This is a genomic window from Erythrobacter litoralis, from assembly GCF_001719165.1.
In the GTDB taxonomy this organism is placed as follows: domain Bacteria; phylum Pseudomonadota; class Alphaproteobacteria; order Sphingomonadales; family Sphingomonadaceae; genus Erythrobacter; species Erythrobacter litoralis.
Map to the genome: position 1 here is coordinate 2,283,821 of NZ_CP017057.1, position 14,150 is coordinate 2,297,970.

Annotated in this window: 16 protein-coding genes and 1 pseudogene; 9 read left to right on the forward strand and 8 right to left on the reverse strand. The window is 63.3% G+C overall.

What is annotated here, in order from left to right:
• The first annotated feature begins 103 nt into the window (after nucleotides 1-103).
• Together purS and purQ are read left to right on the forward strand one after the other, a co-directional pair.
• Nucleotides 104-346: a phosphoribosylformylglycinamidine synthase subunit PurS gene (purS, locus tag Ga0102493_RS10915; RefSeq protein ID WP_034900581.1), complete on the forward strand. Its 243-nt coding sequence runs from the start codon at nucleotides 104-106 to the stop codon at nucleotides 344-346.
• Nucleotides 346-1,035, forward strand: coding sequence for a phosphoribosylformylglycinamidine synthase subunit PurQ (gene purQ / locus Ga0102493_RS10920; RefSeq protein WP_034900580.1), 690 nt, complete (start codon nucleotides 346-348; stop codon nucleotides 1,033-1,035). The genes purS and purQ overlap by 1 nt, the downstream gene beginning before the upstream one ends.
• A 37-nt stretch (nucleotides 1,036-1,072) precedes the next feature.
• On the opposite strand, the gene Ga0102493_RS10925 is transcribed toward purQ, so the two are convergent.
• Complete coding sequence (locus tag Ga0102493_RS10925; protein ID WP_069297517.1) at nucleotides 1,073-3,427, reverse strand: putative bifunctional diguanylate cyclase/phosphodiesterase; 2,355 nt, start codon at nucleotides 3,425-3,427, stop codon at nucleotides 1,073-1,075.
• Nucleotides 3,428-3,699: 272 nt separating this feature from the next.
• On the opposite strand from Ga0102493_RS10925, the gene Ga0102493_RS10930 reads away from it, so the two are divergent.
• Entirely contained in the window at nucleotides 3,700-3,996 is a 297-nt protein-coding gene (locus Ga0102493_RS10930) for a hypothetical protein (RefSeq protein WP_150132457.1), read from the forward strand.
• Nucleotides 3,997-4,027: 31 nt separating this feature from the next.
• Here Ga0102493_RS10930 and Ga0102493_RS10935 read toward each other — a convergent pair whose 3' ends face one another.
• Nucleotides 4,028-4,249, reverse strand: a complete 222-nt coding sequence (locus Ga0102493_RS10935) for a hypothetical protein (protein ID WP_150132459.1) — start codon at nucleotides 4,247-4,249, stop codon at nucleotides 4,028-4,030.
• 16 nt (nucleotides 4,250-4,265) lie between these two features.
• On the opposite strand from Ga0102493_RS10935, the gene Ga0102493_RS10940 reads away from it, so the two are divergent.
• Nucleotides 4,266-4,823: an acyl-CoA synthetase family protein gene (locus Ga0102493_RS10940; protein ID WP_069297519.1), complete on the forward strand. Its 558-nt coding sequence runs from the start codon at nucleotides 4,266-4,268 to the stop codon at nucleotides 4,821-4,823.
• A gap of 33 nt (nucleotides 4,824-4,856) precedes the next feature.
• Here Ga0102493_RS10940 and Ga0102493_RS10945 read toward each other — a convergent pair whose 3' ends face one another.
• On the reverse strand, nucleotides 4,857-5,450 hold the full coding sequence (locus Ga0102493_RS10945; RefSeq protein ID WP_051697466.1) for a DUF1826 domain-containing protein: 594 nt from the start codon (nucleotides 5,448-5,450) through the stop codon (nucleotides 4,857-4,859).
• 139 nt (nucleotides 5,451-5,589) lie between these two features.
• Here Ga0102493_RS10945 and Ga0102493_RS10950 point away from each other — a divergent pair, with 139 nt between their 5' ends.
• From Ga0102493_RS10950 to Ga0102493_RS10965, 4 genes are read left to right on the forward strand one after another with little or no spacing between them, the layout of a single operon-like run.
• Nucleotides 5,590-5,970: a MerC domain-containing protein gene (locus tag Ga0102493_RS10950; protein WP_051697463.1), complete on the forward strand. Its 381-nt coding sequence runs from the start codon at nucleotides 5,590-5,592 to the stop codon at nucleotides 5,968-5,970.
• A gap of 51 nt (nucleotides 5,971-6,021) precedes the next feature.
• Nucleotides 6,022-6,693 carry an ABC transporter ATP-binding protein gene (locus Ga0102493_RS10955; RefSeq protein ID WP_034900575.1) on the forward strand — a complete coding sequence of 224 codons (672 nt, stop codon included), beginning with the start codon at nucleotides 6,022-6,024 and terminating at the stop codon, nucleotides 6,691-6,693.
• Nucleotides 6,690-7,970: an ABC transporter permease gene (locus Ga0102493_RS10960; protein ID WP_034900573.1), complete on the forward strand. Its 1,281-nt coding sequence runs from the start codon at nucleotides 6,690-6,692 to the stop codon at nucleotides 7,968-7,970. The genes Ga0102493_RS10955 and Ga0102493_RS10960 overlap by 4 nt, the downstream gene beginning before the upstream one ends.
• A 5-nt stretch (nucleotides 7,971-7,975) precedes the next feature.
• Nucleotides 7,976-8,515, forward strand: coding sequence for a DUF3299 domain-containing protein (locus Ga0102493_RS10965; RefSeq protein WP_236922209.1), 540 nt, complete (start codon nucleotides 7,976-7,978; stop codon nucleotides 8,513-8,515).
• A 170-nt stretch (nucleotides 8,516-8,685) separates the two neighbouring features.
• Here the strand turns inward: Ga0102493_RS10965 and Ga0102493_RS10970 are convergent.
• Nucleotides 8,686-9,833, reverse strand: a pseudogene (locus tag Ga0102493_RS10970) (IS3 family transposase).
• Between the two features lie 288 nt (nucleotides 9,834-10,121).
• On the opposite strand from Ga0102493_RS10970, the gene Ga0102493_RS10980 reads away from it, so the two are divergent.
• Nucleotides 10,122-10,619: a hypothetical protein gene (locus Ga0102493_RS10980; RefSeq protein WP_034900571.1), complete on the forward strand. Its 498-nt coding sequence runs from the start codon at nucleotides 10,122-10,124 to the stop codon at nucleotides 10,617-10,619.
• A gap of 150 nt (nucleotides 10,620-10,769) precedes the next feature.
• On the opposite strand, the gene Ga0102493_RS10985 is transcribed toward Ga0102493_RS10980, so the two are convergent.
• The 4 genes from Ga0102493_RS10985 to Ga0102493_RS11000 form a co-directional block, all read right to left on the reverse strand.
• A complete protein-coding gene (locus tag Ga0102493_RS10985) occupies nucleotides 10,770-11,825 on the reverse strand; it encodes a BLUF domain-containing protein (protein WP_161490059.1) in 1,056 nt (351 codons plus the stop codon).
• A 286-nt stretch (nucleotides 11,826-12,111) separates the two neighbouring features.
• Nucleotides 12,112-12,441, reverse strand: a complete 330-nt coding sequence (locus Ga0102493_RS10990; protein WP_034900569.1) for a hypothetical protein — start codon at nucleotides 12,439-12,441, stop codon at nucleotides 12,112-12,114.
• The gene (gene tenA / locus Ga0102493_RS10995) at nucleotides 12,441-13,106 is read right to left on the reverse strand and encodes a thiaminase II (protein ID WP_034900567.1); all 666 of its coding nucleotides are present in this window, start codon (nucleotides 13,104-13,106) and stop codon (nucleotides 12,441-12,443) included. The genes Ga0102493_RS10990 and tenA overlap by 1 nt, the downstream gene beginning before the upstream one ends.
• A gap of 256 nt (nucleotides 13,107-13,362) precedes the next feature.
• The gene (locus Ga0102493_RS11000; protein WP_034900566.1) at nucleotides 13,363-13,932 is read right to left on the reverse strand and encodes a hypothetical protein; all 570 of its coding nucleotides are present in this window, start codon (nucleotides 13,930-13,932) and stop codon (nucleotides 13,363-13,365) included.
• Nucleotides 13,933-14,150: the final 218 nt, after the last annotated feature.

Genomic DNA, 14,150 nt, shown 5'->3' on the forward strand with positions numbered 1-14,150 from the left:
TCCCGGCGCGATCCCGGGGAGAGCCGCGAGGAACCCCCTCCCCCTGACGCCCAAGCCTCGCTATAGGCGCACCGCGCAAGACCCACATTCGCAGGAACCGCCCATGAAAATCCGCATCCTCGTCCGCCTCAAGCCCGGCGTGCTCGATCCGCAGGGACGCGCCGTGCACCACGCACTGGACGGGCTCGGCTTCGCGGGCATCGAGGACGTGCGCGTGGGCCGGATGATCGAACTCGAAGTCGCCGACGGCACCACCGACGAGACGCTGGCGAAGATGTGCGAACAGCTCCTCGCCAACATGGTGATCGAGGATTACGTCATCGAACGTGCAGGGGAGCAGGGCTGATGGGCTTTCGCGCAGGGGTCGTCACCTTCCCCGGCTCGAACTGCGACCGGGACATGGCGGTGGCGCTGGAGAAGGTCTCCGGCGAACCCGCGATCCGCATCTGGCACGGCGAGGCGAGCCTGCCCGAGCGGCTCGACCTGATCGCGCTTCCGGGCGGCTTTTCCTATGGCGATTACCTGCGTTCGGGCGCGATGGCGGCGAAAAGCCCGATCCTGCGCGCCGTCATCGATGCAGCAGAACGCGGCGTGCCGGTCCTCGGCGTGTGCAACGGCTTTCAGGTCCTGACCGAAGCGGGCCTGCTGCCGGGTGCGCTGATGCGCAATGCGAACCAGACCTTCATCTGCCGCACCGTCCCGCTGACGGTCGAAAACACCGACAGTATCTTCACCCACGGATTCGAGGCTGGCGAGACGATCCGCATCCCCGTCGCCCACCACGACGGCAATTACTTCGCCGACGATGCCACGCTCGACCGGCTGGAGGGCGAAGGCCGCGTCGCCTTGCGCTATGGCGAAACCTGCAACGGATCGCGCCGCGACATTGCAGGCGTGCTGAGCGCCAATGGCCGCGTGCTTGGCATGATGCCGCATCCCGAACGCGCGATCGAACCGGTGAGCCACCCCTCGCTCGGCGGGCCGGACGGGCGGCGATTCTTCGAGAACCTGATCGGCGCACTCGCCTCGGCCTGACCCTGATTCGCAGGCGCAGGCTTAGGTGCGCAAGGGCCTAGGCGCTGATCCGGCGCCGGGTCCGGAACAGGAGGCGGGCTTCCTCGTTCGACATCGGACGGCCGAAATAGAAGCCCTGGATCTTGTCGCAGCCCAGATTGCGGATCATCGCGGCCTCTTCGGCGGTCTCGACACCCTCGGCCGTGGTGGTCATGTCGAGGCTTTTCGCATCGCGACCACTGCATTGATGATCGCGAGGGCTTTCATTGGCCCCCTGCGCCGCGCCCTGGACGAAGGTGCGATCCACCTTGATCGTCGAGAACTTCAGCTTCCTGAGGTAGCCCAGCGACGAATAGCCGGTCCCGAAATCGTCCAGTGCAACCGAGCAGCCCAGCGCCATGACCTGTTCGAGCGCGTTGCGGGCGATGCTCGCATCGCGCAGGAAGATGCTCTCGGTCACCTCGACCTCGAGCCGTTCGGGCCTGAGCCCGCTCGCGGCGAGCGCATCGACCACGTCCTGGTGGAAATCGGGTTCCAGCAGCTGTTCGGGCGAAACGTTGACATTGACCTTGACCTCTTCGGGCCATTCGCGCGCTTCCATGCAGGCCTGGCGCAGGACCCATTTGCCGATTGGCACGATCAGGCGCGTATCCTCGGCAAGGGGGATGAACTTGCCCGGGCTGACGAAACCGTGCTCGGAGGAATTCCAGCGCACCAGCGCCTCGAAGCTGACGACGTTCTCGCTGCGCGCATCGACCACCGGCTGGTAATGGAGCACGAATTCGTCGAGCCCCAATGCCTTGCGCAGGGAATCTTCGAGCTGGCGCCGCTCCTCGGCCGATGCGTGGAGGACCGGTTCGAAGCGGCAATGTTCGCCCCCGCCGATATCCTTCGCCTGATAGAGCGCGAGGTCGGCATTGCGCATCAGCTCCTCGACCGTCTTGCCGTCGCGCGGACCGATCGCCGAACCGACGCTCGCCCCGACATAAAGCGTGTGCTGTTCGACCTGGTAGGGCTCCGACAGCGCCTCGATCACCTGCCGCGCGACTTCGCAGACCCGTTCGCTCTCGCTTGCATCGCGGATCACGATGGCGAATTCGTCGCCGCCCAGCCTGCCGCACATCAGATCGTCGTTCATCAGGACCTGGAGGCGCGAGGAAACCTGCGCGAGCAGCTTGTCCCCGGTCATGTGGCCGAGCGAATCGTTGACCGCCTTGAACCGGTCGAGATCGACCATCAGCAGCGCGCAGCGCGAGCGCCATTTCTCGGCATCGCGCAATGCTTCGCCCAATGCCTCGGTCAGCTGGAGGCGGTTGGGCAGCTGGGTAAGCGTGTCGTAGCGCGCGAGATAGGCGATCTTCTCGGAGGACTGGCGCTGTTCGGTGACGTCCGAGCCGACCCCGCGAAAGCCGTCGAAGCGACCGCGCTCGTCGCGCATCGGCGTGCCCGAAAGCTCCCACCAGCGCTTTTCCCCGTTGATCCTGACCTCGACCAGCAGCGCCGAGAAATTCTCGCGGTTCTTGAGCTTATCGGCGAGTTCGTGGAGGCTTTCGGGAAAGCGCCCCTCGCCCCAGCGCCCGCCGGTGACCAGTTCGAGCAGCGGCTTGCCTGTGACCGCGGCCTGCGATGCGCCCAGCGCGAAGGCGAAGCGCGGAGAGACCGAACGCAGCCTGCGCTGGGTGTCGACTTCCCACAGCCAGTCGGCCTCGTTCTCCTCGAATTCGCGCAGCAGCAGCGAGACGACCTCCTCCTTTTCCGCGATCGCGGTTTCGGCAAGGCGCGCCGTGAGGTAATGCCGCCCGGTCTCGATCGCGCCGATGATCGACACGATGGTGAATACGATCGAGACCGTCATGGTGAGGAATTCCCCGGCAATCGCGAGGGCGATGGTCGTGCCGGTGCCGACGATGAGCGAGAAGACGACCACGCCGAGCGGGGCGGCGGTGTTGAAGAACACACCGCCCGCGATCAGGATCGCGAGGATATAGAGCATCGCGCCGAACTCGCCGCTCGTCCCTTGCGGGCCGAAACCGACCACGGCGGCCGCCCACAGCAGGCCCGACAGCGCCGGGGTGATGGTCTGGCGGTAGAATTCGCGGGTGGTGATCCGGCGGTGCGCGACATCGCCGAGCGAGCGGTCGAAGGCAGCTCCGCGCAAATGCACCCAGGCGAGCGCCGCCATCCACAGCGCGATCCAGGCGAAGGAGACGCTGTCGCGGTAGAGCACGGCCACGAACACCGCGAACAGGGCATGGGCATAGGAGCGCAGGAAGGTGAGTCCGGCGAGCGCCGAATATTGCAGACCCCGCAGCCGCGCCCACTCCGCCCCGCCCCGGCCCGACAGGCCAAGCACGGCCGCAGCCGTCAGTCCGGGAATCGCCGGCTGGGAGGGGGAGTGTGCCTGGTCGCTCACGCTGCCGGGGATTAACCGCGAAAGGTTAGAGGCCGGTAAAGCGGCAGCGCTTTTTGCTTTTTTGCGACCGGTCGAAAAGGCGGGATGGCACAGGCCCTTACGCCCGCCGGGCGCGTTCGCGCACCTTGCATCGGCATTGCTTCCCACCCGCGCCTGCCGATCCGCAAAGGCCCCGTATTTTCCCCCGCAGGGCCTCCGCTTCGATCTTAACCGGCCGGTTCCATCACTTCTGCCGACATTGCGAAAATGTCCAACGAAAGGAGAGTGCACCCATGTCCCCCCAACTGACAGGATCGTCCCAGGTGGAGGAAGCGCTCGAAAGTCTCGAACAGCAGCTGGTTGCGCTGTACGAGGAAAAGCAGGCCGCAGCCGCCGACGGCGCCGAAACCGCCGCCATGCGCGAGACGATGTGCAATCTCGAAGCCCAGATCGTCGAACTCTACCGCGAGAAGGAGGAGCTCCATCGCGGCGAAGGCCTGATCGCGCAGAAAGACGAGACGATCGCCAATCTCGAAGCGCAGATCGTCGAGCTCTACCGCGAGAAGGAAGATCTCGCCCGCGCCGCCTGACCGCGCCCGGGCGGTGCACGGCACCGGCGCGTCATGCTTCGCTTGCCAAAGGTTTCGTCAGGGCCGTTCGCCCGCCTTCGAGCTGCGCGAAAGCGGCCTTGGCCTCGGCGACGTGCTGTGCTGCGCCCCGCGCGGGAGCTTTCAGGCGGCGATCGATTTCGTGGCCTGCGCCATAGGCGGCTTCGTCTATCTTCACCTCGCCTGCGATCGTTTTCGCCGCTCTGCGCCGGGAACTGGCGGGCGAACCGGTCATCGGCCGGGCCGGTATCATGCTGTGCGACGAGCGCGGCGGCACCGAACGCCATTGCGACCGCCTCCCCGCAAGCCTCGCCGGGCTCCATTCGGCGGACGAGGCGCTGCTCGGATTGTTCCTGCCTGCTTCCCCGCATGCAGAAAGGCTTCATCCGTTCGCCGGTCGGGCCATCGAAAGCACCCTTGCGCGCCTCTCATGCGAACTTTCCACGCCCTCCGGCGGCGCGCGGATGACGCGGGTCTGCACGCACCACGATGCAGGCTTCGTGGTCGACCTGCTGCTCGGCCTGTGCAACCGCCAGACGATCTATCTGCGCGCGGGGAACGCGGAGAGCGCGGCAGAGACGGTGCACGAGGCGATCGCGCTCGAAATCGACGATCTCGTCCTTGCGCCCGGCATGATCGAAGCGATCGCGCAGGACGGTCTGCAGCTGGAGGGGACGGCACGGACAGCGCTGGCCCGGATCCGGCTGCACACGGGGGGCGAACCGCTTTCCAGCGCCCAGCGCGACATGGCCGCGCGCCTGTTCGGCAAGGTATTCGTCGAACCGCCGCTTGCTGCGCTCGCCGTGTGAGGCGGTCCCGAGCGCCGGCAATCCGCCTTGCTCTCAGCCGCGATCCGTGCGGTTGAGCACCAGAAGCAGTCGAGGGCCGCTGGCGCTCGCGATCGGGGGAGAGCGGTGGATCGCCGGATGATCGGTCGCAAGCTTGCCCTTGAAGATGCCGACATCGCCGGGTTCGAGCCGGTTGATCGCGCGCGGTTCTTTGCCGGCGCGCACGCGCGCGGCGTCTGCGCGCGTGAGCCATTGCGTGCCCGGCCCGACATAGGTCGTGATCATCCGCGCGGCGACGTAATCGGCATGGAACTTGCGGCAGGAATCGGTCGTCACGACTTCGAGCCGCAATTCCAGTTCCTCGATTTCCATGACCGCGCAGAAGCGTTCGGCCAGAAGCGCGACATCATAGCAAAGCGCACGATGAAGATTGCGTCCCCCGAATCCATGGCTGGCGAGCGCCGCAGCGAAACGCGCCGCAAGGTCGGCGCGCGAGGCGTCGAAGCGGATATCCCGGGGGCTCCCTTCGATCAGCGCGCTCCAGTCGATCAACAAGTTGCGCTGCCAGATGGCGAGATTGCAGTCATCGTCGCTGATCGCGCCGAGTATCCCGGCAGCGGTGGATATCGCGGCGCCCGTTTCGCGCAAGGGTGCGCCTAGGGTTTGGGCACGGCTTTCCAAAGCTGCGGTTCGGGCGATCGTGGCGGTCACGGCAATTGCCTTTGCGTTCAAGATGTGATGTTGTAACATTTACCTAGTTCCCTTCTCACCCATATGCAAGAGAGCCATGAAACCCGCCGCCCCGAGCCCGCTGTTCGATCGCTTCGGCATCGCCCTTTCCGGGCTCTGCCTCGTCCATTGCCTTGCCCTCCCTGTCGCGCTCGCGCTCCTTCCTGTCCTCGCGTCGAGCGCATTGGGCACCCTGGCGCAGGCCGAGTGGTTCCATGCCGCACTGCTGGTGCCGGTCGTGCTGGTAAGCGGCGGCGTGCTCGGTCCGCGGGCGCTCGTCGTCCGGTGGCTAGGCCCGCTCCTCCTCTTTGCCCTTGGCGCCATGACGGGCGCGCTTTTCGTTGCGGTGCAGTGGCAGGAACAGGCGATGACCGCGGGCGGAGCCAGCCTTCTCATTCTCGCGCATTGGCTGAACCTGCGCGAACGCGGCCGGGCATGACGTCCCGGCAGCCCCACCGACCTTAGCCCCGTCCAGACCGGCCGACCGAACATGACCACCCTTTGCGTCCGCGATGTCGCCCTTTCCTATGACGGCCGACCGGTGCTGGAACAGGTGTCCTTCGACCTCGCACCGGGTTCGCGCACGCTGCTGCTCGGCGCGTCGGGGTCCGGCAAGTCGAGCCTTCTCAACATCGTCTGCGGCCTGCAATCGCCGGACCGGGGCGAGGTGAAACTGGGCGAAGAGGCGATCGCGCCTGCACGCTCCGCCGCCGCCGCGGACCGGGTTCGGCAGCGGCACATGGGGATCATCTTCCAGACCCTGCGCCTCGTCTCCGCGCTCAGCGTGCGCGGCAATCTGCTGCTCGCCCAGAAGCTTCAGACCGGAAGGCGCGACCCCGCCCTTGTCGACAGCGTGCTGCGCGAACTCGGCATTGCCGACCGCGCCCATGCCCGGCCCTTCGCGCTCAGCCAGGGCGAGGCGCAGCGGGCCGCGATCGCGCGCGCGCTGGTTGTGCGCCCGAAGCTGCTGATAGCGGACGAGCCGACCTCGGCGCTCGACCGCGACAATGCGCACAGGGTCGCAGGGCTGCTGCTCGATGCCGCCAAAGCCTCGCATGCGAGCCTTCTCATCGCGACCCATGACGAGCGGCTGCTGCCGCATTTCGAGAAGGTGCTGCGGATCGAGCGCGGCAGGATAGAGGAAGGGCGGATCACGGCATGATCTCGCTCGCGATCGCCTATCTCAAGGACCGCCCGCTGACGAGCGCGCTCAACGTGGCCCTGCTCGCAATTTCGGTCGCGCTGCTCGTCCTGCTGCTGCAATTCGGCCACCAGGCGGGTGAGCGGCTCGAGCGCGATGCGCGCGGGATCGACCTCGTCGTTGGAGCCAAGGGGTCGCCGCTCCAGCTGATCCTGTCAGCCGTGTTCCATATCGACCGGCCGACCGGCAACATCCCGCTGGACAGCCTCGACTTGCTGCGCCGCGACCCGGCAGTGGAGCGCGCGGTCCCGATCGCGCTGGGCGACAATTTCGCAGGCTACCGGATCGTCGGGACGGACGACTCGTTCATGGCGCTTTACGGGGCAGAACTGGCCAGCGGCAGCACCTTCGATGAACCGATGGAAGCCGTCCTCGGATCGGAAGTCGCGCGGGCGACCGGAGCGGGGCCTGGACAGGCCTTCGTCTCCAGCCACGGCCTTGCCGACGAACAGGACGCGGAACAGGGCCACGGCCATGCCCCGTTCGAAACCGTCGGCGTGCTCGTCCCGACCGGCACGGTGGTCGATCGGCTCGTCCTGACGCCCTATGAAAGCGTATGGGACGTTCACGGCATCGCGCACGGCCGACCGGAGAGCGAACACGCGCACGATCATGAAAGCGCCGCAGGGGATGCCGGGGCACCGGACCAGCCGGGCAGGCGCAGCGCCCTCACCATGACTTCCCGCGCGCCGGAAGCCGAACTCACCGCGCTTCTCGTCACCTACCGCAACGCCGCGGGCGCGCTTCGCATTCCCGCGCTGGTCAACCGGCAGACCGCGATGCAGGCCGCCGTCCCGGCGAGCGAGACGGCCCGCCTGCTCGACCTGCTCGGCGCGAGCCTCGAAGGCGTGCGGGTGCTGGGCTGGCTGCTCGCGGTGACCGGCGGGCTCGCAATCTTCGTCGCGCTCCTCAACATGGTCCGCAGCCGCGAGGGCGACCTCGCCCTGCTGCGCGTCATGGGGGCGAGCCGGATGCAGGTCTTCGCCACGGTGCTTCTCGAAGGCGTGGTCACGGCTGTTCTCGGCGCGGCGCTCGGATGGTTCGCGGCGCATTGCCTCATCGCGGCGGCGCGGGCGAATTTCGCGACACTGGGCAACCTGGGGCTTGCCGCGTGGCACCCCCTGCCGGAGGAATTGCTGCTGGTGGCGGCGGTGCTGGGCCTCGGCGCGCTCGCAGCGCTGATTCCGGCGCTGCGCATCTACCGCGTGGATGCCGCGCGCATCCTCGCACGGAGCTGACACCCATGGATCAAGGCGACCGACTGGAGGACATCATGCATCGCATCGCGCTGGTCATCCTCGCCGCAATGGCGACGTTCAGCCTCGGCCCGGTCACGAGCGCCCAGGCGCCCGATCCAAAGACCGGGCCCGTGATCGAAGACGTTTGGCAGCCCGCGCGCACGCCCAGGGGCGGCGTCTCGTGGAAAGTGCTCGAGGCGACCGAGGAGATCACCCGGCTCGACGATGAGGGCTACATCCTTTCGAGGCCCCGCTTCACCAAGCAGGTGCGCGCGCTGGCGGGCAAGCGGATCAAGGTCGCCGGCTGGATGATGCCGCTCGATGCTCAGCGGACCCAGAAGCGCTTCGTCCTGCTCGGCTATCCGCCCGGCTGCCCGTTCCATTTCCACGCGGCGCCCAACCAGTTCGTCGAGGTGATCGCGAGCACGCCCTTCCCTACCGACGAACGCAAGGTGTTTGTGGTCAGCGGAGTGCTCGAACTGACAGGATATGACGAAAGCGGAATCTTCTACCGCCTGCGCGATGCGAGGCCGGGCTTGTTGTGAGACAGAAAAGATCTTCCGTTTTTTCATGCGAATCCCAGCTTCCCGCCCTACCCTCTGACAATATAGTTTTTCGATTTTCGCAGTCTCGTACGGAACAAACACAGAATAGGAGGTGGTCTGAGCCCGAAGTTTCTACCAGCTAGGAGTAGAGCCTTGGGCCGTTTGCACTGCTACCCAACGTTGGACCACTCGGGTCTGGAGTTTTCCGCCTTGCTCAGGTCCGGCGGGCCGGTCTCACCGGCTGAGTTTGCCAGCATGATCGGGGGTATATTCCCGATCGCGCTGAGCGGTCGCTCTTCGTTGTAGTGTCTACGCCACGCCTCCAGCTTTTCGCAAGCGTCTTGCAGGTTCAGGAACCAGTGCGCGTTCAGGCATTCGCTGCGCAGCTTGCTGTTGAACGCCTCGATGAACGCATTGTCTGTCGGCTTGCCAGGGCGGGAGAAGTCGAGGATCACACCGCGCTGGTAAGCCCACAGATCCATGTCCCTCGAGATGAACTCGCTGCCATTGTCCACCCTGATCGTCTTGGGATAACCGATCTTTCGGCACGCCCGGTCCAGCGTCGCGACGACGTCTTCGCCACGATAGCTGAACCGAGGATCGACCACCGGCGATAGTCGGGAGTAGGTGTCGACCACCGTCAGGATGCGCAACTTGCGACCCGTTGCCAGCTGGTCGTGCACGAAGTCCATCGCCCATACATCGTTCGGCCGGATGGCAGGAGCACGGTCCTCGCGCAGCTTCGCTTTGACCCGTCACTTGGGCGTTTTGTTGCGCAGCTGCAGGCCCAACTCCCTGTAAAGCCGATAGACCTTCTTCATGTTCACGACCCAACCGTCGCGGCGAAGGATGTAATAGACCCGCCGGTAGCCATAGCGGACGTGCGTCTCGCAGATCTCCTTGATGCGCTTCTTCAGAAAGGCCGGATCGGTCCGGCGGGACTGGTAGTGGTAGGTCGAACGATCAAAATGCAAAGCCGAACATGCCCTGCGGATCGTAACCTGCCAGTCCTGCCGAACCGCGTCGATAATCTCGCGCTTGCGATCCGGCCTCAGAGCTTTCGCTTGATAACATCCTGCAGCATCTCGCGATCAAGCGTCAGATCGGCGACGATCTTCTTCAGCCGACTGTTCTCATCCTCCAGCTCACGCAGTCTGCGCATCTCAGACGGCATCAGCCCCGCGTATTTCTTCTTCCAGTTGAAGTAGGTCGCCTGGCTAATCCCTGCCTTGCGGCAGATCTCCGCCACAGGCGTTCCTTCCTCGCCCTGTTTTACGACGAACGCCTTCTGGGCGTCCGTGAACTTCGATGCCTTCATGCCGCAACTCCTCACCCAGCCAAGGAAACCTACGGCAGAAAACTCTAACCAGAAATGGTCCAGTTTTCAGGTGGCAGAGCAAGGGCCTTCGCTCATAGCTCTTATACAAACCAAGTGATGTCCGCTCTCGGGGTCGGCTTGGGTTATTATACCGGGCCTATCCTTAACGCTTTGATCTTTTCAGGCGGCGGGTTGCTCCGCCGCGACTGCATTCTGTCAGGATCCCGAATTCAGCCGGGATTAAGGTGCTTTTGGCAGGCTGTTCAGCCACAGGCATGAGGAGGCAGGATGATGGTCTTCGGAATAGTCGGTGCTGCAGCACTCGCGTTGTCGCCCGTTTCGGCTTCGGTGCCGGACGTGACCGTCGAGTTCGTCGACCGGGTGCGGCGCGATGCGCAAAATAGCCTCTGGCATCGCTACGATTTCCGCTTCACCAATTCAGGGTCCGAGGAGCGGATCCTCTCGCTCTGTCCGACCGAAGCGACGCTGTATTTCAAGAACACCATGGCGGGCCTCACGCGGCTTGAGCGCCTCGCGGCCAGCGCGCTCGCGATTGACGGCGAAAGCTGGAGCTTCAATTGCCGCAAACGCACGATCGCGCCGGGCGACAGCGTCATGCTTGGCATCTACTTTCGCTGGTGGGAGGGCGACTTTCGCTGGTGGGAGGGCGACGGCGTTCGCGCCGTCCGACCGATCATGTTCGAGACTTCGCTCGGCAAGTTCTTCGTGAAGGAGGGGCGCATCATCGCGCTCGGCGAAGGCGACGAGGAGACGCTCGCGATCTGATCCGGGACCCGCAGTCGGGAAACGGCCCAGTCTCAGACTATTCAAGTTACTGCGCGAGACATACGAGACCCATCGCCGCAAGGCGGGCACCCCTCATAGCGTATCGAACATGCATAAGGTCTGCGTACGCGCAGCGAAAATTCTCTCTCGTTAACGAGGTAGCTGTCGTTTCTGCCGAATCAATTCGGCGATCCGGATAGTTGAGCCGGAAGCAGTTTTTCGCGCGTGATCTGCGCCCACACTCTCGGCGGTGGCCGCTGCGTCGGCGAATAGTCGCCCTCCTACCGACACGACTGTTAAGTGATCGGGCGATGCAAACCGGCTGCGTTCAACCGTCTGGCGCAGTAATTTGAGCTTCTGCTGGCGCGGCAGAGCATCAGACAGTCCGATATCAAGCGCGTCTGGCTTTTGTGAGGCGAGCTGGTTGGCGAGCGCCTGGTCGCTGTCGGGAAACGCCATGTCAACGTGCCAACCTGCATCCGTGAAGAGGTCCGCCAGGAGCGAGGTACCAAGCGCATGCGGCTCTCCAGGAGCCGTCGCCAGCATGATGCTGTATCGTCGCTGCCTGAGCGATTGCGGGGTTGGAGCGTGCCTAACGGCATGGCCAGCGAGTTGGAGCATGCTCAGCCCAATCGTCAGATCGACTTCGGAACAGTCGTCCGACAGCCAAGCATCTCCGAGCGCCCGAGCGGTTGGCTCGATTAGATGGGTAATGATTGCATCGCCAGACCACCCTTGCTCGGCCGCAGAAGCGACAAAGGCATTGATGCCAAGATCATCGCCGTTGAGCACCAGTTCCATAAGAGCGGGCACCTGCGAGGTTAGCCCGTGCTGTGGCTTGATCTTATCGACTTTGTGAAAAGGTTCCTCGTCGGCATGATAGCTGAGCAAATCCCAGCCACCAAAGAGTTGGGCGGGAACGATGTGCTCGCTCAGTATCTCGATATGGCTGTGACGTCGATCCTCGTTGATCGACTGCCACAGCACGCTCAGACTTTTTGGCGGACCTTCGAGTGTCTGAAAGAACCGCCCCTTGTCGTAAAGCAACATGCCGGTGACGCCGAGGCTACGGTTACGCTGCCGCGCTTTCCAGGCAAGTTCGCGCAAATCGCCGGGCGTCGGTCTCGAGGTAGCCTTGCTTTGATAAGTCAGACTACTGGTCCAGTCGGGGGGATTGACCTCTGTGGTTTCGATTTGAAATGACACGGGCAGTCTCCCAGTTTTTCGCCGGGATGCAACAACAGAATTACATCATGCCAATCTACTGAAGGCTTGGCTCGCTGCTTCAAGATGGTTGCGCGCTTGTACCGTTTCTCGCCAGCGCGCTGAATCTTAAAGCATAGCGTAATAGCCTTGGTCGCAGGGTAAGGCTGCGGCAATGCAACTCCGGATTCGATCCCTGACAAAAGCTGAAGAAAAGCCTAAACGCTGTCAAGCCAGATTGGCGGAGTCTCTTGTCGTCTTGGGCAAGGCGGAAGCCTCTCTCGACCGATTAGAACTGCTCAAGGCAACGTTTGCGTTCCGCTTCTACAAAGGCGTATGCCTCGGCTCCCTCATCCGCGCCGTCATAGAGCCCAAGCTCCCGGGTCACAATGAAGAAGCCTGGCGCGGGCAATCCGGCTCGCGCTTTCGACACCACAAAACTTGCAAGCTGCGATTCACTGCCGGCAGCTTGGCTGCGCATTAGGTCTTCGATCAGAAGCGCGGTCTTGTGAATCGTATGCGGCGGCTGAAGCTGAAGTGATTTCGCTACCTCGGCATAGATTAGCGTTCGGCCCGAGCGCGCCGCCTCGATCAACAAGACCTTGAGCGCTTCGCGCATCAAAGCGGCCAGCTCTCCAATCGGTCTGCGCTGTCCCAGAACATCCATTCGAGCTGAGCTGAACGGCGATAGGCCAGGTGCATCCTCTCGATACTGCGCGCAGAGCATCGGGCGGCCACGCTGTCGAGCGTCGCAATGACCGCATCGACGGCTTCTGAGAAGTCTTCGCCCGCATAGGTTTCGATCCAGGCGCTGTAGGAGTTATTTGTAGCGGCGCTTTCGTGAATCGCTCTGCCCACTTCGCGGTAAATCCAGAAGCAAGGTAGGAGCGCGGCTAGCCCCACTTCGAACGGCGCCTGCGCGCAGGTTGCCTGAAGATAGCTCACATAGTGATTGCAGACTTGGCTGAGCTCAGCGGACGCAAAGTCTTGCGGGGATACGCCGAACCGCTCGAAATAGTCGGCATGCAGCTCGCGCTCGACGATAATCGTCACTTCGGCTGCCTTGGCGAACTGAACGATATGATCCGCATCCCAGCCTTTCGCGGCTACGAACGCCAAGCTGCGCGCGAAGCCTTCGAGGTAATGCGCATCCTGGATGATGTAGTGCCGAAACTTCTCCGGCGGTAGCACGCCTTCGGCAAGCTCGCGGTTAAAAGGCATGTCGCGGGTGGTTTCGAAGAGCGGCAGATTGGCCTGCCAGGCAGTCTGAGTGAAGCTGGTCACAGGGAACTCCAATCTTGAAAGACGAGCTAGAGGACGCTCATCCAATCCGCCACCGCAATATACACCATGAAGCGGTCCGCCACTTGCATCCTAAGGGTCCCTTCGCGCATCAGCGACGCGATGAACAAGTTTCGTCTGCTCTAAGGTTCTGCCAGCCCAAAAGCGGACCGACCGCTAACGAAAATCGAAGCGGACTGACCGCAAACGACCCCTTGGCGGACGGGCAACGGAGCTGACGCCATGCGCGCTGCGAAGCTCAGTTGGCCACCGATACAAGAACCTTATCGACTTTCGCTTGAATTTCGCCCGCATCCACTGCTGCTGCAAATATCTTGGCGCTCCCTTTGAGCTGCTCGAATGTTTCGAAGGAACAGACTTTCTCATCTCCCTTTACGCCTTCAACCGCCGCGACCTCTTTGGTGCACACCGGTTCGATTGTCTCGATCCTGCCATCACGCCAGCGAATGAACTGATAGCCTGAAATTCCGGTCGGTTTACGTTTCCCTTTTTGCCCTTCCTCAGAGCCATAGCGTATCTCTTTTTCTTCCTTCACTGGGTCGGAGAACTGGAAGACGAACCATTCCGGGCTGACTTCCATGAAATAAAAGCTTTCGGACCTGCCGTCCGCCCCGATCTCGTAGGCCATACCTGCGCCTTTGGAGATGGTCGCCACCTCTTGCGGATTGTCCCCGCTCGCAAAGGTTCCCTCAAAAGGAATATCTGAGGCGTTGCTGTCGTTAAGTATCGGCTCTTGCGAGATCCAGCACGCGGCCAAAGCCAGATAAAGCGGCGCGATACATAAAGCTTTCAGGCAACGTCTCAACATGATGGCTTCCCCCTTCTTGGATCCGTGGCCTGTCAATGTTTGGAGCAAACGGAAAATGCAGTCCACTAGCCGGTGAGAGATGTCCGCTCACTACCCATGAGCGGTCATGAGCGGGCAGCCGCCCCGATCCTGAAACCTGCCGGACAGCTTCAACGGGTTGTTCGCCAGAAGCCGAAATTCTCAAACCGACCCCATTTCGGATGCCGCAAATGGCCAAG

Coding starts and splice junctions, on each gene's coding strand:
- purS (WP_034900581.1), top strand. CDS start 104: ATGAAAATCCGCATCCTCGTCCGCCTCAAGCCCGGCGTGCTCGATCCG.
- purQ (WP_034900580.1), top strand. CDS start 346: ATGGGCTTTCGCGCAGGGGTCGTCACCTTCCCCGGCTCGAACTGCGAC.
- Ga0102493_RS10930 (WP_150132457.1), top strand. CDS start 3,700: ATGTCCCCCCAACTGACAGGATCGTCCCAGGTGGAGGAAGCGCTCGAA.
- Ga0102493_RS10935 (WP_150132459.1), bottom strand. CDS start 4,249: ATGACCGGTTCGCCCGCCAGTTCCCGGCGCAGAGCGGCGAAAACGATC.
- Ga0102493_RS10940 (WP_069297519.1), top strand. CDS start 4,266: ATGCTGTGCGACGAGCGCGGCGGCACCGAACGCCATTGCGACCGCCTC.
- Ga0102493_RS10950 (WP_051697463.1), top strand. CDS start 5,590: ATGAAACCCGCCGCCCCGAGCCCGCTGTTCGATCGCTTCGGCATCGCC.
- Ga0102493_RS10955 (WP_034900575.1), top strand. CDS start 6,022: ATGACCACCCTTTGCGTCCGCGATGTCGCCCTTTCCTATGACGGCCGA.
- Ga0102493_RS10960 (WP_034900573.1), top strand. CDS start 6,690: ATGATCTCGCTCGCGATCGCCTATCTCAAGGACCGCCCGCTGACGAGC.
- Ga0102493_RS10965 (WP_236922209.1), top strand. CDS start 7,976: ATGGATCAAGGCGACCGACTGGAGGACATCATGCATCGCATCGCGCTG.
- Ga0102493_RS10980 (WP_034900571.1), top strand. CDS start 10,122: ATGATGGTCTTCGGAATAGTCGGTGCTGCAGCACTCGCGTTGTCGCCC.
- Ga0102493_RS10990 (WP_034900569.1), bottom strand. CDS start 12,441: ATGCGCGAAGCGCTCAAGGTCTTGTTGATCGAGGCGGCGCGCTCGGGC.
- Ga0102493_RS11000 (WP_034900566.1), bottom strand. CDS start 13,932: ATGTTGAGACGTTGCCTGAAAGCTTTATGTATCGCGCCGCTTTATCTG.